The 19,887-nt window shown below is 72.4% G+C and carries 11 protein-coding genes and 1 rRNA gene; 1 reads left to right on the plus strand and 11 read right to left on the minus strand.

Annotated elements, in window-relative coordinates:
- Positions 1 to 173: ribosomal RNA gene (locus V6R91_RS34615) — 16S ribosomal RNA — on the minus strand; the annotation flags it as partial.
- Between the two features lie 638 nt (positions 174 to 811).
- Here V6R91_RS34615 and V6R91_RS34620 point away from each other — a divergent pair.
- Complete coding sequence (locus V6R91_RS34620; protein ID WP_336399103.1) at positions 812 to 2,146, plus strand: CoA transferase; 1,335 nt, start codon at positions 812 to 814, stop codon at positions 2,144 to 2,146.
- On the opposite strand, the gene V6R91_RS34625 is transcribed toward V6R91_RS34620, so the two are convergent.
- The 10 genes from V6R91_RS34625 to V6R91_RS34670 form a co-directional block, all read right to left on the minus strand.
- Positions 2,147 to 2,941 carry a DUF4184 family protein gene (locus V6R91_RS34625; protein WP_336399104.1) on the minus strand — a complete coding sequence of 265 codons (795 nt, stop codon included), beginning with the start codon at positions 2,939 to 2,941 and terminating at the stop codon, positions 2,147 to 2,149.
- Positions 2,942 to 2,971: 30 nt separating this feature from the next.
- Positions 2,972 to 4,864 carry a glycerophosphodiester phosphodiesterase gene (locus V6R91_RS34630; protein ID WP_336399105.1) on the minus strand — a complete coding sequence of 631 codons (1,893 nt, stop codon included), beginning with the start codon at positions 4,862 to 4,864 and terminating at the stop codon, positions 2,972 to 2,974.
- A gap of 36 nt (positions 4,865 to 4,900) precedes the next feature.
- The gene (locus V6R91_RS34635) at positions 4,901 to 6,346 is read right to left on the minus strand and encodes an MFS transporter (protein WP_336399106.1); all 1,446 of its coding nucleotides are present in this window, start codon (positions 6,344 to 6,346) and stop codon (positions 4,901 to 4,903) included.
- A gap of 371 nt (positions 6,347 to 6,717) precedes the next feature.
- Positions 6,718 to 9,228: an alkaline phosphatase family protein gene (locus V6R91_RS34640; RefSeq protein ID WP_336399107.1), complete on the minus strand. Its 2,511-nt coding sequence runs from the start codon at positions 9,226 to 9,228 to the stop codon at positions 6,718 to 6,720.
- Positions 9,229 to 9,505: 277 nt separating this feature from the next.
- Entirely contained in the window at positions 9,506 to 10,810 is a 1,305-nt protein-coding gene (gene tyrS, locus V6R91_RS34645; RefSeq protein WP_336399108.1) for a tyrosine--tRNA ligase, read from the minus strand.
- A gap of 154 nt (positions 10,811 to 10,964) precedes the next feature.
- Complete coding sequence (locus tag V6R91_RS34650; RefSeq protein ID WP_336399109.1) at positions 10,965 to 11,768, minus strand: hypothetical protein; 804 nt, start codon at positions 11,766 to 11,768, stop codon at positions 10,965 to 10,967.
- Positions 11,765 to 12,412, minus strand: a complete 648-nt coding sequence (locus tag V6R91_RS34655) for a SatD family protein (RefSeq protein ID WP_219086188.1) — start codon at positions 12,410 to 12,412, stop codon at positions 11,765 to 11,767. Before V6R91_RS34655 ends, V6R91_RS34650 begins: the two co-directional genes overlap by 4 nt.
- Positions 12,413 to 12,479: 67 nt before the next feature.
- Complete coding sequence (locus V6R91_RS34660) at positions 12,480 to 13,511, minus strand: hypothetical protein (RefSeq protein WP_336399110.1); 1,032 nt, start codon at positions 13,509 to 13,511, stop codon at positions 12,480 to 12,482.
- A 10-nt stretch (positions 13,512 to 13,521) separates the two neighbouring features.
- The gene (locus V6R91_RS34665; RefSeq protein ID WP_336399111.1) at positions 13,522 to 15,186 is read right to left on the minus strand and encodes a CocE/NonD family hydrolase; all 1,665 of its coding nucleotides are present in this window, start codon (positions 15,184 to 15,186) and stop codon (positions 13,522 to 13,524) included.
- Positions 15,187 to 15,344: 158 nt separating this feature from the next.
- The gene (locus V6R91_RS34670) at positions 15,345 to 19,883 is read right to left on the minus strand and encodes a DUF7507 domain-containing protein (RefSeq protein ID WP_442928215.1); all 4,539 of its coding nucleotides are present in this window, start codon (positions 19,881 to 19,883) and stop codon (positions 15,345 to 15,347) included.
- Between the last annotated feature and the right edge of the window lie 4 nt (positions 19,884 to 19,887).

Consider the following 19,887-nt stretch of genomic DNA (forward strand, 5'->3'; position numbering starts at 1 on the left):
AGTATTAGACGCCGTTTCCAGCGCTTATCCCAGAGTCCAGGGCAGGTTGCTCACGTGTTACTCACCCGTTCGCCACTAATCCACCAGAGCAAGCCCCAGCTTCATCGTTCGACTTGCATGTGTTAAGCACGCCGCCAGCGTTCATCCTGAGCCAGGATCAAACTCTCCGTAAAGAAAAAATGCATACCCCACCGGGAAAACGGTGACGCAGCGAGTTTGAAACTGACCAAAAAGACAAAATCAACTGACTTCATCCACAGCCAACCCCAAAGGGCTGACCAATTTTGATCCAAAGGAATCTCCCCCAGCCGAAGCCGAGGCGAGGTTATTTGGCATTTGACAAGTGCACGCTGTTGAGTTCTCAAGGATCGGATGCTCCTGCGTTCGGGCCTCGCGGCCTTCCCTTCAGGGCAACTTCTCTATCTTATCCGCTTGATCGAGGCTGTCAAATCGACACGCCGAGAGGATCAGGCTGGATCGGCGCCCCTCGCGGGGCAACTTCACTAGCTTATCCGTCCCGGCCGGTGTGTCAAATCGACGGTCCCGGCGGACGACCACCGCCCGGACGCGGACGTCCGGCTCACCCTCGAGGAGTGATGTGGTGGATGTTCGCCGCTTGGGGAGTCAGACCTTCCGGCCTTCCGCTCTACCGCTTGGGGCGAACAGGTATTAACTTACGCGGATCCCCTGCACCCGGCAAATCCGCACCGCCCGCCGGGCGTGTCGCCGCTCCCCGCCTGCCTCGGTAGCATCGCGCCATGCGCGAGATCACCGCCCCGCATCCTGCGTCCACCTGCCCCGGAGATCGCTCATGAACGCCGCGCGGGGTCTCCTGGATCGCGTCGTGCGCGAGATCGGGGTGGATCCCCTCGCCGTCGCCGAGGCACCGGACCCGGGAAGGCCGATCCCCCTCCCCTCCCGCCTCTCCGTCGGCGACCTCGCGTGGGCCTGCGTCACGGCGGTCCGGCTCGCAGCGGGTCTCTCAGCGGAGCATGCCCCCGACCCTCGCCGGATCGCGGTCGCCTACCGCAGCGACCACGCCCTGCGCCTCGACGGCAAGGCGCCGCGAACCTGGTCCTCCTCCTCCGGGTTCTGGCGGGCGGCGGACGGCTGGGTGCGGACGCACGGCAACTATCCGCACCATGCGGAGGCGCTGCAGGACGCGCTCGGGCTCGATCCCGCGGACGAGGCGGCGGAGTTCGAGCGCCTGCGCGCCGTGATCGGTGGCCGGTCGGTACACGATCTCGTGGCGTCCGTCTCCGCGTGCGGCGGACTTCTCGTCCCGGTGCGGCCGGAGGATCCCCCCGCCGACCGCGCCTGGCGGCGGACCCCGCTCGTGGCGTCCTCGCGTGCGCACCTGTTGCCGGTGCTGCCCTCTGCCTCCCCGCGGAGTCCCGGCGCTCCCCTGGCCGGCGTCCGCGTGCTCGATCTCACCCGCGTGATCGCGGGTCCCGTCTGCACCCGCACCCTCGCGCTCCTCGGCGCGGACGTGCTGCGGATCGACCCGCCGCACCGTCCCGAGCTGCCGTGGCAGCACCTCGACACCGGGCACGGCAAGCGCTCGGCGGTCCTGGACGCGACCTCCGCACGGATGCGGGAGCTGGTGGCCGGCGCCGACGTCGTGGTCCTGGGCTACCGGCCGGCGTCGCTGGCGCGGCGGGGACTGAGCCCGGAGATGCTCACCGCCGAGCATCCCCGCCTCATCGTCGCCCAGCTCAGCGCGTGGGGCGAGGACGCTCCGGAACGTGCGGGGTTCGACAGCCTGGTGCAGGCCGAGTCCGGGATCGCGATGGTGGAGGCCGACGGGGCCGGCACCCCCGGCGCCCTGCCCGCCCAGGCGCTGGACCACAGCGCCGGGTACCTCCTCGCGGCGGCGATCACGGCGGCTGTGCGGCACCGCGACGCCGACGGCGGCGGCGCCGTCGTGCGCACGTCCCTCCGGCGAGTGGCCGCCGAGCTCCTGGGGATGCCCCGGCGCGACGAACCCGGCGATCCCGCCCCGGATGAGCCCGGGCACACCCAGGAGTTCACCGTCGGAGGCCACCGCCTCGTGACCGCCGCGCCGGTCCTCCGCGGTCTCTCGTTCGCGCCGCCGCGCCCCTGGGGCGCCGATCCCGCGGACTGGGAGGCCCCTGCCGCGTCGTGATCAGCGGCGCCGGAGGAGGACGACGAGGCACAGCACGAGCGTCGCCGCCGCCCAGATCGCGCACCCGGGCGGCAGGACGCGGTAGGCGATGAAGGGCACGGTGTGCGCGGCGTCCGTCCCCGTGGCGCCGGGCACGCCGTAGCGCACGACGCCGACGACGCCCGCGACCACGAGCGCGACCGGCAGCGACGCCCACCAGAGCGCGCGGACCGGAAGCGGCAGGAGCATCGGAGCCGGCCGGGCCTGCCGGCGCCGCAGCCACACGACTCCGGCGATCGCCAGGACGACGAGGCCGAAGGCGCCGGATCCGTACTGCAGCCACTTGTATCCGGCCAACGGTCCCCATCGCGCGTCGAGCCCGGGGATCCAGTCCGAGCCCGCGCGCCCCTCGTGGGTGAAGGCGTCCCACAGGATGTGGCTCGCGATCCCGAGGGCGAGCGCGCCGAGCAGCCACAGCGTGCCGGGCAGCGACGGGAACGTCTCGCGCAGGGAGGCCCGGAGCCCGGCGTCCCAGCTCTCCGGCAGCCGTTCGGCCAGGCTCCGCGGAGCGAGCGCCCGTGCGGCCGGCCGCAGCAGCAGCCGCCAGACCAGGAGCAGTGCGAGGGCGACGACGAGGGTGAGCGGGAGCATCCTCGGATCGTGCGTGGTGTCGTAGTCCGGCGCGACGCCGGCGGCGGGACCGCGCAGGAAGAGCGGCAGATCCGGCGCCATCGCTCCGACCGCGACCGCCGCGGGCACCAGCGGCGTGCGCACGAAGGGCAGGGCGACCACGGCGTGGCTCGGCGTGAAGGGCATCGGGGATCCTCTCGTCGTCCGCGGACGCGGTCAGGGCGTGGCCAGCAGACGGTCCACGGCGTCGCCGAGACGATCCGCCATCCCCGTCTCGCCCGCGACGGCCGTCCGCTCCGTCAGACCGGTGTCGGGATGGTCGGTGATGATCCCGTCGACGTTGTCCCGGTAGAGCGCGCGCATGGCGGCCGGATCCTGCACCGTCCAGACGAGGACGCCCTTGCCCTGGTCCCACACCGCGTCCCGCCGGGACGCGTCGTAGGCGCTCTGCTCGAGCACGAGGAAGTCCGCAGGGGTCTCGGGCACGCCGCCGTAGGCCAGCGGCACGATGAACCCCACCGTGAGATCCGGGCGGAGCTCCTTGATCCGGGCGACTGCGTCCGCGCTCAGGGAGTGGTAGATGTGATCGCGGGCGTCGTCGACGCGGTCGATCAGCTCCAGGAGCTCGCGCACGTAGTCCGCGGACTCGCCGCCGTGCAGCTTCACCTCGATGAGCAGCGCCTGGTCGAGCTCGTCGGCGCGCCTCAGGTACTCCTCCAGCGAGGGGATCCGCGCACGATGCCCGGCCTCGTCGCGCACCACGACGGCGGTCGCCTCCTCCGTGGTCATCCGGCCGACGGAACCGTCGATCCCCGCCAGCCGCCGCAGATCCGCGTCGTGCATGAGCACCCACCCGCCGTCCTCGGTCTGCTGCACGTCCATCTCCACGAGATCCGCTCCCGCGCGATGGGCCGCCTCGAGCGCCGGGATCGTGTTCTCCACCCCGCCGTCGACGAAGCCCCGGTGCGCGAGCACGAGCGTCGCGCCGTCCGCGCGCTCCGCCAGCGTTCCCCCCGCCGCGACGCCGGCGCCGCCCGCGCCGAGCACGAGCCCCGCGGCCACCGCCGTCGCGGCGATCCTGCGGCGCACGCGAGGCCATGCCGGGGCGGCGCTCGTCGGCAGAGGCGCTCGGCTCGCCGCCTGCGCCGCCGTGACGAGCGTCTGCGCCTGGACCATCAGGAACACGCCAACCGTAAGGAGCACGAGGACCTGTGCGATCCCGAGGGCGACGGCGGCGACGACCGGCGATGACCCCGGGGCGACCGCGTCCGTCACGACCACGGGCAGGACCGTCAGCAGTCCGATCAGCCCGAGCGCCACCGCCATCGGGACGAGGACCGCGATCAGCAGGACCGCCATCCGCAGGCTCCGCCACCGGGTGAGCCGCCAGCTGCGCGCGAGGGCGGTGCCGACGCCGATCGGTTCGAGGACGAGCATCGGCACGGTGAGGATCAGTCGGAGGTTCAGCCACCACAGCACGAGGAGGATCAGCAGGTAGGCCGCGGCGTTCTGCGGCTCCTTCAGCAGCTCGTCCGAGACGAAGGCCGGCACGGCGACCCAGCGCGTCAGCACCGATCCGATCCCGGCCTGGCCGAGGGGCACCAGGAGCAGCAGGTACGGGACGAGCAGCAGCGACGACGGTCGCCGCAGCAGCTCCGCCACCCGCCGCCGCACCAGGCGGAGTCCCGCGCGCTCGGCGGACCGATCGTGTCGCTCTGCGAGGTCGCCTTCTGCGGTCTCCCCGCCCTCGCCGGCGACCGGTGCGCGTCCGTCGGCGGCCAGGCGGTGGACGGCGACGGCCGCGTACAGCGCCGCCTGCAGCAGCAGCGCGACGACGACCAGGACGAGCGAGAGGACGGCGAGCGCGATCCCGGCCGGATTGCGCAGGAACGTGCCGATCGTCGTAGTCGTGAGCGCCGTCAGCCCCGAGGCCCGCGTGGCCAGGCCGAACAGGCCCACCAGGAGCGGTGCGGCCACCAGTGCGACGACCCCCTGCGTGACCGCGACGAGAAGGATCGTGCGCCCGAGGTCCCGGAACGAGAGACGGTACCCGGCGGCGATGCTCCGGCGCAGCGGCATCGGCGGGCGGGCGGGGGCGGACCGGGGCATGACACGAGTCAACCATCCCCGGCCCGCCGGGCCCGGTCAGCCCCGCGTGCCGACGACCTCCAGCGGCATGGTGCTCGTGTCGAGATACGGGTTGTCGTCCTGTCCCTCGACGAGCGCCTTCGCCTCGGAGACGGTCTCGACCGTGGGGCAGGATCCGATGAGCGGCCGCTTCGCGGTCTCCCGCATCGTGAGGAGCGCCACCCCGCCGACGGCGGCGAAGAACATGATGTAGAACGCGGGCATGTAGGCGTTCCCCGTCAGCTCGATCAGTGCCTGGCTGAACAGCGGGGTCGTTCCGCCGAAGAGCGACACCGCAAGGTTGTACGCGATCGCCATCGCGCCGAAGCGCGACGCCGTCGGGAAGAGCGCCGGAAGCGCCGACGCGGCGATCGCGACGTAGAACGCCACGGGCACCGCGACCATCGCGAGCGCGAGCATGACCGCCCATTCCTCGCCGATCTGCATGACGGCGAACGCGGGGAGCATCAGCACGAGCGTCGATCCCACGGCGATCGCGTACACGGGCTTGCGCCCGATGCGATCCGACAAACGCCCGATGAGCGGGAGGAACGCGCTCATCAGGATGAGCACGGGCACGGTCGCCAGCGCGGCCATGAGGTTGGACACGCCCACCTCGGTCTCCAGGTACGTCGGCATGTAGCTCGTCAGGGCGTATCCGGCCGTGTTCGTCGCCGACACGAGCGCGATGGCGATGAGGATCTCGCGCCAGTGGTGCCGGAAGATGCCCACGACGCCGTGCCGCGCCATCGGGTCCTCGGGATCCGCCTCGGTCAGGCCGGCGGCCTCCTCGGCCTCGTACGCCGGGGTCTCCGGGATCCGGAGCCGGAACCAGATCGCCACGGCCCCCAGGGGGATGGCCACGAGGAACGGGATCCGCCAGCCGAACTCGAGCATGGCCCCCGGGCCCGCGATCGCCTCCGTGATCCAGGTCGTGAGACCCACCACGGTGGCACCGGCGGCGAAGCCCACGTACGAGCCGACATCGAGGAAGGACGACCAGTACCCGCGAGAGCGATCCGGCGAGAACTCGGACACGTACGTGGTGGCGCCGGCGTACTCGCCTCCGGTCGAGAATCCCTGCACCATCTTGAGCAGGTACAGCGGCACGATCGCCCACAGGCCGATGGCCGCCGAGGTGGGCAGCATCCCGATCAGCGCGGTGGCGGCAGCCATCATCGCCATCGTGAGGAACAGCACCCGCTGGCGTCCGATCCGGTCGCCGAGGGGGCCGAGGACGAGCCCGCCGAGCGGGCGGACGAGGAACGAGACCGCGAAGCCGAGCAGGGTCACGAGCAGCCCGAGCCCCTCGGGGAGATCGGCCGTGAACACGACGCTTAGCGTCACGGCGAGGTAGCCGTAGACGCCGAAGTCGAACCACTCCATGAAGTTGCCGACGACCGTTCCGGAGATTGCGGTCCGCAGCCGGGATCTCTTCACGATCAGGACGTCGTCGACGCGCATGCGTCGGTTCTCCGGGGCGGGCGCGGTGTCGTTGCGCAACGGGGATCAGCTCCTTGGGCCTCATCGGTGTCGGCCTGCTTCGGCCGGACGAGCCCACGACGCTACCCACGCCGCCTGGATCCCTTGCCCGGCGGACGCCGTGTGCTAAGAGGCTGATCAAGTGCGGAATCGCGGCCTTCTCGAGGGAGGAGGCATCGCGCGACACGCCCGGGAACCGCCGGGCGTGTCGCGCGTGCGTCCGTCCCCCACGCCCCGTGCCGAGTCCCTCCTCGTCCGCCGAAACCCCCTCCGCGCGCCGAGACCCCCTCTCCCGCGCGTGTTTCCGAGGGGGTCTCGGCGGGGAGAGGGGGTCTCGAAGGTCGGGGACGAGGTCAGAAGGAGGCGCGTCGCCGGATCCGTGCGACCAGGGTCGCTCCGGCGCCGAGCACGAGCGCGAGCACTCCGCCGACGACGAACGGCGTCGAGTCGGCGCCGGTGACCGCCAGGTCGCCCGGACGGGCGGCGGGGCGACCGTCACCCGACCCGGGCCCGCCCGCCGCGGCGCCACCGGACGCCGTGCCCGAGGTCGAGCCGGACGCGGAGGTCGAGCTTCCGCCGCCGTCGGAGGACGCTGACGCCGACGCGGCGGTGTCGGACGTCCCCGAGGCCGAGGCCGAACCCGAGGCCGCAGCGGAACCGGACGCCGCAGCAGAACCCGACGCCGCAGCCGAACCGGACGCAGAGGCGGAACCCGACGCAGAGGCGGAACCCGACGCAGAGGCGGTCGCGGCGGCGGTCGCGGTTCCGCCGGCGTCGGAGGAGGCCGAGGCCGACCCGGACGCACCGGCGTCGGACGAACCGCTCGCGGCGGCGTCGGAGGACCCGCCGGCCGAGGCGGAGGCCGTTCCGCCGGCGTCCGCGGTCCCGGCCGCGTCCGCGGTACCCGCCGCGGCGGCGTCCGAGGACGCGCTGGCCGAGGCGGAAGCCGTCCCACTCGCGGAAGCCGTCCCACTCGCGTCCGCGGTCCCGCCGGCATCCGCGGACCCCTCCGCATCGGCAGCGGCACCGGTCTCCCCGCCGGGATCGGCCACGGGGGTGACGGGGCCCACGGTCGCGGGCTCGGAATCGCCGGCGGCCGAGTGCGCCACGACGGAAACCGTGTAGGGCGTGCCGTTCTGCAGCCCGGTGATGACGCACGCAGCCTCGTTCGTCGTGCACGACATCGGCGCCGCGGCAGTCGCGACCGCCCCGTCGGTGCCCGCCGGCAGGGCGCGGGCGGTGTAGCCGGTGATCCCCGTCGCGTCCGCGGGCGCGGACCAGCTCACCGAGATCGAGCCGTCGCCCGGGAGGGCGCGAACGTCCTGGGGTGTCGCGGGCAGCTGGGGTTCGGGGGCCTCATCCTGGAGGAGCTGGACCTGATCGATCGTCCAGAACGCGCTGTTCTGGCCGGTGTAGTGGAACGAGAACCGCGCCTCCTGAGCGCCCGCCGGAACGTCGAAGGTGAGGGCCTCGACGCGGTTCGTGTCGATCTTGTAGGCCTTGAGCGCCTGCTCCGGCCCGCCATCGAAGCTCACCCGCACCTCGGCGGTCTGCGGGCCGTCGATGAAGTAGTTGGTCGCGTAGGACAGCGTCGCGGTCGGGGCTCCGGTCAGCGGGTAGGCCGGGCTGACGAGCGTCGAGTCGAAGGGGCCGGCGTCGTGCGGCCTGTCGTCCCACTCGTCCGAGTCCGCGACGGCGAACACGTCGCGGTTGCGCACGCTCGCCTCCCGCATCTGGCCGCCCTCGACCGCGGTCCAGAACTCGTCCGTCGCGAAGCTCCACCCTCGCCACTCCGTCACCCCGCCCGCGGGCATGCGGGAGTTGTCGATGCTCCACCCGTCCGGGGCCTGGTCGGTCCAGCCGAGCGTGTCCGGACCGGGACGGGTCTCGTCGACCTGCGGGCGAAGAGCCGGTCGCAGGGCGTCGAAGGGGTCGACGACCTGATCGGCGAAGGCCCGTCCGTCCAGATCCGCCGCCGGCTCGGTCTCGATCCCGTTCGCCCGCAGGACCTCGGGAGCGATGTCGACGATCTTGACGTCGTGCCGGACGGAGCCCGCGGGGATCCCGGGACCTGCCGCGATGACGAAGGTCTTCCGCTCCGCCGCAGTATTGCCGCCATGGCCTCCGGTGGGCTTGTGACCGTGGTCGGCGGTCACGACGATCAGCCACTCCTCGTCCGCGTAGGTCGCCCGCTGACGGATCGCCTCGAGCATCTCGCCCAGCTGGCCGTCGGCCCGCCGCAAGGCCTCCGCGTAGGCGGGCCCGTTCGTGCCGACCGAGTGCCCGGCACCGTCGACCTCGTCCAGGTGCACGAACATGTTGTCGGGGTTCCCGGCGCGGAGCAGGTCGACGGCCTTGGCCGTGGTCCCCGCGTCATCGCCGCCGGCGACGCGCAGATCGACCGCGGGGCCGAACACCTTCTCGGGGATCGGGCTCCAGGTGCCGACCACCGCGGTCGAGGCGGCGGGGTCGGCCGCCTCGATCCGTGTGAGGTAGTCGGGGTACTGGTCGTATCGCGGATCCGTGAAGCTGTTGTCGATCACGTTGTGCTTGTCCGGCCACACGCCGGTGGCGATGGACGACCATCCGGCCCCGGAGACGGTCGGCGCCATCGGGTTCGCGAACAGGTTGCTCGTGGCGGTCATGCCCTGTTCCCGCAACGCGGTCAGGTTCGGCATCCCGGCCGGTGCGAGGAAGTCGAAGCTCGCTCCGTCGATCCCGACCACCAGCGTCTTCCGGCTGTGGGTGCCGTCGGGGAGGACGGGGTCGGCGGCTGCCTGGGCGACGGTCGGGACGGCCACGGCGAAGGCCGAGGCGAGGACGAGGGCGGCACCGGCGCAGACGGGGCGTCGGAAGGGCGACATGGGGATCTCCGTGGGTCGAGAGCGGGGAACGGGCGAGCGCCCGTCGCGCCCCAGTCTGGCGAACAAAGGAATACAACTTCCGGGCGAGCCGTCAGTTGTCGATATATGTTCGCGCCGCGTTCACCGGTCGGGTCGCCGCACCGGATCGCCCTCGGTGAACGGCGCCGCCCCCGTCGTCTCTGCGCACGCACCGAGACCCCCTCGGAACGCCGAGACCCCCTCTCCCGCGCGTGTTTCCGAGGGGGTCTCGGCGGGGAGAGGGGGTCTCGGTGCGGGATCAGGCTCCGACGAAGAGCCCGGCGAGCGTCTTCTTGCCGCGGCGGAGCACAGACACGCCGCCGGGCAGGCTGCCCTGCACCGTCGCCGCCTCGTCCTCCACCCGGACGCCGTCGAGGGAGACGCCGCCCTGGCCGATCGCCCGGCGCGCCTCGGAGACGCTGGCGACGAGGCCGGTCGCGACGAGCGCCTCCACGACCGTCGATCCCGCCGCGACCTCCGCGTTCGGAAGCTCGTCGAGCGCCGACCGCAGGGTCGCGGCGTCCAGCGTCGACAGGTCGCCCTGGCCGAACAGCGCCTCGGACGCCGCGATCACGGCGGCCGTCGCCTCGGTCCCGTGCACGGTGGCGCAGACCTCCAGGGCGAGGCGCTTCTGCGCGGCGCGGCGGAACGGCTCCGCCTCGACCAGCGCCTCGTACTCCTCGATCTCCGCACGCGTCAGGAACGTGAACACCTTCAGCCGGTCGATCACGTCCGCGTCCGCCGTGCCCAGCCAGAACTGGTACATGCGGTACGGGCTGCACATCTCGGCATCCAGCCAGATCGCGTTGCCCTCGCTCTTGCCGAACTTCGTGCCGTCGCTGTTCGTGATCAGGGGCGTCCCGATCGCGTGCACCGACGTGCCCTCGACGCGGTGGATCAGATCCGTCCCGCTGGTGAGGTTGCCCCACTGATCGGATCCGCCCGTCTGCAGCACGCAGCCGTACTGGCGGTACAGCTCCAGGTAGTCCATTCCCTGCAGGATCTGGTAGCTGAACTCGGTGTAACTGATGCCGGCGTCGGAGTTCAGCCGCGCCGCGACCGCATCCTTCTTCAGCATCGTGCCGACCCGGTAGTGCTTGCCGATCTCCCGGAGGAAGTCGATCGCGCTCATCGGCGCGGTCCAGTCCAGGTTGTTCACGATGCGGGCCGCACTGTCGCCCTCGAAGCTGAGGAAGCGTTCGATCTGCGCACGCAGACGCGCCACCCACTCACCCACGGTCTCGCGGGTGTTCAGCGTGCGCTCGGCGGTCGGCCGCGGGTCTCCGATGAGCCCGGTGGACCCGCCCACGAGACCCAGCGGCCGGTGGCCGGCGAGCTGGAGGCGGCGCATGGTGAGCAGCTGCACCAGGTTCCCCAGGTGCAGGCTCGGTGCGGTGGGGTCGAACCCGCAGTAATACGTGATCGCAGGCCCGGCGAGAAGGGCGCGCAGCGCCTCCGGATCCGTGGACACGTGGACGAGGCCGCGCCAGACCAGCTCGTCCCACACGTTCTCGAACGAGGGGTCGTTGGCCGGTGTCGCGGTCGTCAGTTCAGAATTCGACACGCCGTTCAGGCTACCAGCGGGCCGGTCGGCTCCCGCGCGGCGGTGCGGCCCCCGAAACCCCCTTCCCCGCCCGTACCCCCTCGTCGATACGTGTGTGGGAGGGGGTCTCGGCGGGCAGAGGGGGTTTCGGCATTGCCGGGATGCAGCGCCCGGCTCAGGCGGAGGCCCACCAGAGCAGGAAGGCACCGCCGAGGGCGACGACCCAGCTCACCAGGCTCCCGACGAGGAAGTACTCCGCCCGGGCGCCGCTGTGCCCGTCGCGGGAGATCTCCGGGAAGCGCACGATGCCCTTGGCGGCCAGCATCGCCGCGAGGAGCGGATACGCCGCGGCGAGAGTGAGCAGGAGCACGATCACCCGTTCCAGCGGCCCGATCAGGCGCCCGCCGCGGAAGCCCTCCTCGCGCACCGGCGCCGGGGCATCCGCACCCGCCCTCGCGCCCGCACCCTCGTCCGCACCCGCCCTCGCGTCCGCATCCGCATCCGCATCCGCATCCGCATCCGCATCCGCATCCGCCGGGAGGATCGCGTGCTCGCTCTCCAGCGCCGCGCGGACGACGACGTTCCCGGTCTCGAGCATGACCGCGAACACGCCGACGGCGAGCACCACGAGGTCGAACGGCACCGCTCCACCGAGCGCGGGAACGACCCAGCCGTCACCGAACACGCCGGCGTCCTCGCGGGCGGGACCGAACGCCACCCCCGCCGCGCACAGCACCGCGAGCAGGACCGCGGGCCAGAATGCGAGCGGGGCGCGGCCCGCCGACGGCATCGCCCAGAGCCACAGGGCCCCCAGCGCCAGGGCGAGCAGGCCGAACCAGGCGGCGTTCGCGATGGCGGCAAGGATGAGCACGGCCAGCCCGGCGACCGCGATGGCGAACCACCGCGCTCGGGTGGGGACGAAGCGGCGCAGCACGTCGGCGAGGCCGATGGCGAGGAGGGCGAAGCCGGCGAGGATCATGCGCCGATCCTTCCGCGGAGGGTCTGGAAGCCCGCGACGAGCGCGGCGGATCCCGCGCCCGCCAGCGCCTGGGAGACCGCGGACTGGCTGATCCCCTCGGCCTCGGCGAGCTGCTTCTGCGTCCGCCCCAGGCATCGCCCGTGGACGAGCCGACGCTCGCGCTCGCCCATGCCCATCACGAGCTCGTCCCTGGCCAGCAGGTACGCGTTCGCGACGTCGATGAGCGTGTGCATGGCGTCATCCTCCTCCGGGGCACCGACGATCCAGGTCCGCGTCGTCGGCACGGCGCGCTGTTGGCGCGCGTGCACGGTCTCGATCGCGGTGCGCGCCGCCCACCAGGCGGGTCCGTCCTGCAGGTCCGTCCCCTCGGCCTCGACCGTGCGGATCTCGCCGACGCCGATGCCGAAGCGCAGCTCCAGGCCGTCGGGCAGCGCCGTCTGGACGAGAAGGAGCGAGGCGAGAGCCGCCGGCAGCTCCTCATAGCGGGCCTGCAGCTCGTCCCCCACCGTGGCGCGCAGCGGCGATGCGGCCAGGGGCAGATCCTGCTCGGCCCGGGCGATGACGCGATCGAGGGTTCGCTGCGCCTCCGAGCGGTCCGGCAGGCGTCGCGACCCGACGATGTCGGCGATGACGGCGATCGGCATGCCCCGATGCTACCCGATGACGGGAGGAATATAAGCGATTCGCTTATATTTTTTGAGATATAAGGATCTATCCCGAGAGAGCCGGTGCCGTCGAGGCCCGGCGGAACGTCACCACGCCCCGTCCGCCGCCCTCCTGCCTCAGTCCCGCCGACGCCAGCAGGTCCATCACCCGCGGCGAAAGCGCCGGGAGCCGCGGCGCCCCGCCCTCCGGCGGCCGGGCCATCCCCACGACGAGCGACAGGTCCACGCCCGCGCCGCGCACCTCGACCCGGGCGTACTCGGTCTCCGTGCGCCAACGCAGCAGCTCGATCTCGGACAGCCGGAGCTCCGCCGTCTCGGCGCCGGCCCGGACCTGAAGCCGATCGCGGACGAACCGCACCGAGCACGGGATGCTCCGTCGCCGGATCGACGCGGCCAGCAGGAGATAGGCCGGGAGCCCCAGCACGAGCCCTGCGAGCACGATCGACAGGCGCGGCCCCATCCTCACGACGACGTCGTCGAGCGCGATCAGCAGCGCAACGCACCCCGCACCGAGGACGAGCACCACGCCGACGATCGCCAGCGCCAGGGTGCGGATGCGCAGCCGGACGGCGGTGAACCGCACCACCGCGCCCTCCCCGTCCCCCTCCCAGGACGGCGCCGGGGGCACCGGACGCGTCCCCACTGCCGCCTTCACCCGTGCGCCGACCAGCGCCATCACCCGCGCGAAGAGCGTGATGAGGATCCAGGCCGCCGCGGGCGGCACCCCGAGAACGAGGATCAGGACCGCGCCGTAGACGCGGTCGGACAGGTCCGCGAGGCGCTCCGAGCCGCCCGAGACCAGGAGGAGCCCGGCCGCCCCCACGACGACAGCCCCCGCCACGTGCACCAGGAGGCCGCGCGGCTCCGGGGCGATCCGGTCCGTCGCGTTCACGAACGCGAACCCCCACAGCCATCCGGCGACGATGGCGAGCAGGAAGACCGGGAACTCCGCGTCCCCGCCTCCCCCGTGCAGCGCCACCGCCACGACCACGCACAGCGCCGCCCAGACCAGGGGGCGGGACAGGAGGCGTCGCCACAGCGGGCCGCGGGGCGTCGCCGCGGGGTCGGGCGTGCTCATCCGGGCCAGTCTAGGCCGCCGGGGAGAACGCGCCGAGGGCGTCGTCCGTGGTCCGCGGGAGGACCAGCCGCAGCGGGTCGACCCCTCCCAGCCGTACGGTCTGCGCGCTCGGGACCAGACGCGAGAAGTCCCGGACAGGGTCCTCGGTGCCGGGGTTGCGCAGGTGCAGGGGATGGGCCCCGGAGGACACCTGCAGTCGCAGCCGCCGGCCGGGGGCGAAACGATGCGCGATCGGGGCGAGCACGAGCCGGACCCGCCGCTCCTCCCCCGCCGCCGCGTCCGGCGTGAGGCGCCGGTAGGAATCGGTGATCATCGTGGAGCGGTCGCGCTCGTCCACCTCGCACAGGCGCACGAACACGTCCACGCGCGGATTGGTCGAGGAGAGCGTGAGCTCGACTTCCGGGGACCCGGCCACCAGCACCTCGTCGGCGAGCTCCTCGCCGGTGAAGACCAGCACGTCGTCGCGGGCCTCGCGTCGGCGCTGGTCGCGTCGCCCGGCCGTGAAGGGGTTCAGGGTCCGGCCGCCCGCGCTCGGGGTCGGGTCGTCCGGGTCGTAGCGGTAGGAGAGCGTTCCCGGCGCCACCGCGCCGTCGTCGTCCCGGACCAGTGCCCCGTCCGCCGTGGCCTGCCACGTCTCCGGGGTGCTCGGCGGCGGCCAGGACGCGGGCTCGCGCCAGCCCCCGCCCCCCGTGACCTCCACCTGCACCGCGGCTCCGCCCCGCGGATCGGAGAAGCCCCGCAACGCCTCGCGGGCACCCAGGACGAGCGTGCCCGGTGCGCCATGGGTCCAGTCGCCCACGACGAGCCGCACGGTGGTCCCGGCGTCGCGAAGCGCGGCGTAGTCGTCGAGCTGCCCTTCCAGGAAGAGATCCTGCCACCCGGCCAGCAGCACGGTCGGCGGGATCGAGGACAGCTCCTCGGCGAAGTGCAGCGGCTCCCACCACGGATCGCCGGGAGCACTGTGCGCGAGCCAGTCCCGGAAGAACGCGGGATCGCCGGCATGGGCACGGACGGCGGCCTCCGTCGGCGGGACGGTGAACGACGCGCGGTGCACCCGGTCGCGGGCGCGCAGCATCCTCCCGATCTTCGACAGCAGCGGCCGCTCCTGGAGGTCGAGGGCGATGCACCAGGCGAGGAGCGTCTCGATGGAGAACCCGCCCCCGCGGTACAGGATGGCCTCGTCGAAGCGTCGGGCGGACACGGCGATCCCGAGGGCGTCCGGTCCCGCGCCGCCGTCGACCATGGCCCACTGGGTCACCCCGAAGTAGCTCCCGCCCCAGGAGTGCACGGGTCCCGTCGCCCATGGCTGGGCACGCAGCCAGGACATCGTCGCGGCCCCGTCCGCGGCCTCGTCGTGCAGCGGATCGAAGCGTCCGCCCGAGCCGAACGTGCCCCGGCAGCTCTGCACGACGACGTGGTGGCCTCGCTCGGCGAAGAACAGCGCCATGCCGGCGATGTCGGCGCGCCCGTAGGGGGTCCGCACGAGCAGGGTCGCGTCTCCGGCCCCGGGCGCCGACCAGTGGTCGGTCCGCAACGTCACGCCGTCGGCCGCGGGCACCGCGATGTCCGGCACCACGGTGACGTCCGGGTGCGTCGGCGCGGGCATCCCCGCCGCCCGGGACAGCAGACGGTGATCGCCCCGGGCGACGCGGTTCAGACGCGGTGAACGGCTCATCGGCCCCTTCCCTCCCGGCGACGACGCGCCACCGCCCATGATGTCAGCCGATGGTGGCGCGACGCGGTCGCGACGCCGTGCTTGACGCCCCGTCCGAGGACCGCCCGATCACGCCGCGGACGGCGCCGGAGCGGGAAGTCCACTCCGGCGCCTCCCCGTCAGAGCGTCGTGCGCTCACCGCGTCGGCGACGCGCGATCACCACGAGGGCGACGCCGACGAGCACCAGCACGGCCGAGGCGCCGATCGCGCCCATCGCGATCTCCCCGCCGGTCGGCGGGAGGTCGACCACGAGCAGTCGGGTCGTCGTCGAGGAGGGCGGCGACTCGATCCCGCCCGCCGGCGTCTTCCCGGTCGCCGTCGCGGTGTTGACGAGGTCGCCCTTCTTCTCGTCGGCCTGCTGGACCACGTAGGTGGCCGTGCACACCACGCTCTCCCCGGGGGCGAGACGACGTGCGCCGTCCTCGCAGACCGGGGTCGAGAGCGGACCGGATCCGTTGAACTCGCCCTCGACGACGGTCACGTCCGTGATCGTCACGTTGCCGGTGTTGGTGACCGTGAACGTGTACGTGATGGTCTCGCCCACGCGCGCAGCGGACTTGTCCGCCGTCTTCACGACGGTGAGGGCGGGAGCGGGCGTGGTCTCGATCACGACCGTGGACGGATCCGTCCCTACCTCGCCCCCTCCGGGCGGCGTGCCCGTCGCGGTGGCGGTGTTGGTCACGGACCCGGCGTCCACGTCCGCCTGCTGCACCGTGTACGTCGCCGTGCAGACGAGCTGCTGCCCCGGGATCAGCGTGCGATCCGCCGGGCACTCCAGCGCCGACAGGTCGCCCGCCCCGGAGAACTCGCCCTCGAGGACGGTGACGTCCGCGAGCGTGACGTTGCCGGTGTTCGTGACGGTGAACGTGTAGGTCACGCTCTCCCCGGCCACGAGCACGGCGGTGTCCGCCGTCTTCACGATCGACAGCGACGGAGCGGGATCCGCGCCGGTCGTGGTGGTGGACGGCTCGGACTCGATCGGCTCGCCGCCCGGCGGCGTGCCCGTCGCGGTCGCCGTGTTGGTCACGGACCCGGCGTCCACGTCCGCCTGCTGCACCGTGTACGTCGCCGTGCAGATCAGCTGGGCCCCCGGGGCCAGCGTGCGATCGGCCGGGCACTCGACGGCCGACAGCTCGCCCGCGCCCGTGAAGTCGCCCTCCGTCACGCCGACGTCGGTCAGGGTCACGGTGCCGGTGTTGGTCACCACGAACGAGTACGTGATCGTCTCGCCGACGACCAGTTGCGTCTTGTCCGCGGACTTCACGATCGAGATCCCCGGCGTCCGCTCCGCCGTCACGGTCACCGCCGAGGGATCCGACACGATCGGCTCGCCCTGCGGGGGATTGCCGGTCGCCGTGGCGTCGTTGGTGATGGATCCGGCGTCCACGTCGGCCTGCTGTACGACGTACGTCGCGGTGCAGTCCAGGAACTCGCTCGGCGCGAGGGTCCGGTCGGCCGGGCAGTCGAGCGCGGACAGCTCGCCCGCGCCCGAGAAGGCGCCCTCGACGACCGCCACCCCACGGAGCGTGACGGTGCCCACGTTGGTGACGCGGAACGTGTACGTCACGGTGTCGCCCGCGGCGACGGTGCTCTTATCCGCCGTCTTCACGAGCGACAGCGCCGGCTTCGGCGTCGACGGGGTCGTCACCTCCGACGGGTCCGATTCGATCGGCTCGCCCGAGGGCGGGGTGCCGGTCGCGGTGGCCGTGTTCCGCAGGGTGCCCGCGTCCACATCCGCCTGCTGCACCACGTAGGTGGCCGTGCAGACGAGCTGCTCGCCGGGGGCGAGCGTGCGGTCGGCGGGGCAGGACAGCGCGGACAGCTCGCCCGCGCCGGTGAACTCGCCCTCCACGACCGTCACGTCGGTCAGGGTCGTGTTGCCCGTGTTGGTCGCGACGAAGGAGAAGGTCACGGTCGCGCCCACGGCCAGCTCCGACGTGTCCGAGGACTTGACCAGAGCGAGGGCCGGGGACGGAGTCCCCTCGATGACGACCGTCGACGGCTCGGAGGTCACGGGACCGCCGGTCGGGGGGTTCCCCGACGCGGTGGCGGTGTTGGTCACCGACCCGGCGTCCACGTCCGCCTGCTGCACCGTGTACGTCGCCGTGCAGACGAGCTGCTGCCCCGGGATCAGCGTCCGATCCGCCGGGCACTCCAGCGCCGACAGGTCACCCGCCCCGGAGAACTCGCCCTCGGCGATCGCGACGTCCGTCAGCGTGACGTTGCCGATGTTGGTCGCCGTGAACGTGTAGGTCACGGTCTCGCCCACGACCAGGTCCGTCTTGTCCGCGGACTTGACGAACGCGATGGCCGGGTTCGGGACCGACGGGGTGGTCGTCCCGGACGGCTCCGAGGTGATCGGCTCTCCGTTCGGCGGGGTGCCCGTGGCGGTCGCGTCGTTCGCGACCGTCCCGGCGTCCACGTCCGCCTGCTGCACCGTGTACGTCGCCGTGCAGATCAGCTGCGCACCGGGAACGAGGGTCCGATCCGCCGGGCACTCGATCGCGGACAGGGTGCCCGCCCCGGTGAACGCGCCTTCGTCGACGGCCACGTCCGTGAGGGTCACGTTCCCGGTGTTCGTCACCACGAAGGAGTAGGTGATGGTCTCGCCGAGGACGAGCTCGTCCTTGTCCGCGGACTTCACGATGGTGATCCCCGGGGACTGCGTCCCCGTGATGGTGACCTCCGACGGCGGCGACGTGACCGGCTCGCCCTGCGGCGGGTTCCCCGTCGCGGTCGCGTCGTTCGTCACCGACCCGGCGTCCACATCCGCCTGCTGCACCGTGTACGTGGCCGTGCAGACCAGGTCCGCACCGGGAGCGATCGTGCGGTCGACCGGGCAGTCGAGGGCGGAGAGCTGACCGGCGCCGGAGAAGGCGCCCTCGGCCACCGCCACGCCCGAGAGCGTCACGTTGCCGGTGTTGGTCACGGTGAACGTGTACGTCACCGTCTCCCCCGCCACGAGGTTCGTCTTGTCCGCCGTCTTCACCAGCGCGATCCCCGGGGTCTGGTCCGCCGTGATCGTCACCTCGGACGGCGGCGACGTGATCGGGTCGCCCTGCGGCGGGTTCCCGGTCGCGGTCGCGTCGTTCGTCACCGACCCGGCGTCCACATCCGCCTGCTGCACCGTGTACGTCGCCGTGCAGACGAGCTGCGCGCCCGGCGCGAGCGTCCGGTCCGCCGGGCAGTCGACGGCGGAGAGCTGACCCGCGCCGGAGAAGGCGCCCTCGGACACCGCCGCGTCGGACAGCGTCACGTTGCCCGTGTTCGTCACCGTGAACGTGTACGTCACCGTCTCGCCAACGACGAGGGTCGCCTTGTCCGCCGTCTTCACCAGCGCGAGCCCCGGGGTCTGGTCCGCCGTGATCGTCACCTCCGAGGGCTCGGAGGTCACGGGGTCCCCGGTGGGCGGGTTACCGGTCGCGGTCGCGTCATTCGTCACCGACCCGGCATCCACATCCGCCTGCTGCACCGTGTACGTCGCCGTGCAGACGAGCTGCGCGCCGGGGGCCAGGGTCCGGTCCGCCGGGCAGTCGAGAGCCGAGAGCCGACCCGCGCCGGAGAAGGCGCCCTCGGCCACCGCCACGTCAGACAGCGTCACGTTGCCGGTGTTGGTCACGGTGAACGTGTACGTCACCGTCTCCCCCGCCACGAGGTTCGTCTTGTCCGCCGACTTCACGATCCCGATGGCGGGATCCTGGTCCGCGGTGATCGTCACGGTCGACGGATCGGAGGCCACGGGATCCCCGGTCGGCGGGTTTCCGGTCGCGGTCGCCGAGTTCTTCACCGACCCCGCGTCCACGTCCGCCTGCTGCACCACGTAGGTCGCCGTGCAGTCCATGAACTCCGCCGGCGCCAGGGTCCGGTCGGCGGGGCACTCGATCGCGGACAGCGCGCCCGCGCCCGTGAACGTGCCCTCCACGACCGCGGCATCGGTCAGCGTCACGTTGCCGGTGTTGGTCACGCGGAAGGAGTACGTCACCGTCTCCCCGGCGACGAGCTCGGTCTTGTCGGCCGTCTTCACGATGGACACGCTCGGGTCGGGGACGGAGGGGGTCGTCACCTCGGACGGCTCGGACTCGATCGGGTCGCCCGTGGGCGGGGTCCCGGTCGCCGTCGCGCTGTTGCGGACGGTGCCCGCGTCGACGTCCGCCTGCTGCACCGTGTACGCGGCGGTGCAGACGAGCTGAGCGCCGGGCGCCAGCGTCCGCTCCGCCGGGCACTCGATCGCCGACAGGTCTCCCGCACCCGTGAAGTCGCCTTCGTTCACGGCGACGTCGGTCAGCGTCACGTTGCCGGTGTTCGTCACCACGAAGGAGAAGGTCACCGTCTCGCCCGCCACCAGTTCGGTCGTGTCGGAGGACTTCACGATCTCGATGGCCGGCTTCTGGGTGCCGCTGATGGTCACCTCGGACGGGCCGGACGTCACCGGATCCCCGGTCGGCGGATTGCCGGTCGCGGTCGCCGCGTTCGTCACCGACCCCGCATCCACATCCGCCTGCTGCACCACATACGTCGCCGTGCACGTCAGTTCCGCACCCGGCGCCAGCGTCCGGTTCGCCGGGCACTCGATCGCCGACAAGTCACCCGCACCGGAGAAGGCGCCCTCCGCGATCGACACATCCGTCAGCGTCACGTTCCCGGTGTTCTTCGCCACGAAC

Source organism: Microbacterium sp. CCNWLW41 (assembly GCF_037083505.1).

Coding starts and splice junctions, on each gene's coding strand:
- V6R91_RS34620 (WP_336399103.1), top strand. CDS start 812: ATGAACGCCGCGCGGGGTCTCCTGGATCGCGTCGTGCGCGAGATCGGG.
- V6R91_RS34625 (WP_336399104.1), bottom strand. CDS start 2,941: ATGCCCTTCACGCCGAGCCACGCCGTGGTCGCCCTGCCCTTCGTGCGC.
- V6R91_RS34630 (WP_336399105.1), bottom strand. CDS start 4,864: ATGCCCCGGTCCGCCCCCGCCCGCCCGCCGATGCCGCTGCGCCGGAGC.
- V6R91_RS34635 (WP_336399106.1), bottom strand. CDS start 6,346: ATGCGCGTCGACGACGTCCTGATCGTGAAGAGATCCCGGCTGCGGACC.
- V6R91_RS34640 (WP_336399107.1), bottom strand. CDS start 9,228: ATGTCGCCCTTCCGACGCCCCGTCTGCGCCGGTGCCGCCCTCGTCCTC.
- V6R91_RS34650 (WP_336399109.1), bottom strand. CDS start 11,768: ATGATCCTCGCCGGCTTCGCCCTCCTCGCCATCGGCCTCGCCGACGTG.
- V6R91_RS34655 (WP_219086188.1), bottom strand. CDS start 12,412: ATGCCGATCGCCGTCATCGCCGACATCGTCGGGTCGCGACGCCTGCCG.
- V6R91_RS34660 (WP_336399110.1), bottom strand. CDS start 13,511: ATGAGCACGCCCGACCCCGCGGCGACGCCCCGCGGCCCGCTGTGGCGA.
- V6R91_RS34665 (WP_336399111.1), bottom strand. CDS start 15,186: ATGAGCCGTTCACCGCGTCTGAACCGCGTCGCCCGGGGCGATCACCGT.